This is a genomic window from Vibrio sp. D173a (assembly GCF_030248475.1).
The window spans coordinates 1-750 of record NZ_JAHGAH010001588.1 but is presented as its reverse complement, the minus strand read 5'-3'; the positions used below and the strand labels follow the sequence as shown (position 1 = coordinate 750).

The following is a 750-nucleotide window of genomic DNA, read 5'->3' as shown; positions in this document are numbered from 1 at the left end:
CTTCTGGGCGACTAATAACATCGAACTGTCAGGTTCTCTGTATATCAACCTTATCGACAACTACGATAAGTTTAACTACACAGTTCCAGAAGATGGTACCGACCAAACCGCAAGGGTGAGAACCCTGTTCCGGGAATATGTGGAAGAACCAGTTCGCTTAGACAGATTACAGCTGACTTGGTTCGAAGATTACGGTGATGGCATATACAGCAAGGCCTATGCCGGCTACCTTGAGAGTATGTTTGCTGGTGTCGGTGGTGAAGTACTTTACCGTCCATATAATAGTAACTGGGCTATTGGTGCAGATGTGACAGCGATTAGTCAGCGTGACCCAGATAGCTGGTTTGAAACCTTTGATGAAGAGTGGCAAGCACACCCAACAGTTCCAAACCGTTCATACCGAGTTATTGATAAAGGCACCACTGGCTTTGTAACCGGTTACTACATGCCGCAGTGGGAGTTCTTGAGTGATACCCTGTTTAAAGTAGGCTTTGGTAAATTCTTAGCAGGCGACGTAGGTACACGAATCGACTTCTCGAAACAGTTCAAGAGCGGTGTAATTGCAGGCGCGTTTGTGAGCTTAACCGACTTAAGTGAAGAAGATTTCGGTGAAGGCAGTTACACTAAAGGCTTCTACGTATCGATTCCATTCGATTTGTTAACTGTAAAACCTAGCTCAAACCGAACTCAATTTACATGGCAGCCGCTAACTCGTGAAGGCGGACAAGTCCTAAACAAACAGTACAACTT

1 protein-coding gene is annotated in these 750 nt (G+C 45.3%); it reads left to right on the top strand.

Annotated features, from left to right (window positions below; genetic code table 11):
* On the top strand, window positions 1-750 hold a 750-nt coding region (locus KIV40_RS34950; protein WP_285354060.1), incomplete at both ends, for a YjbH domain-containing protein.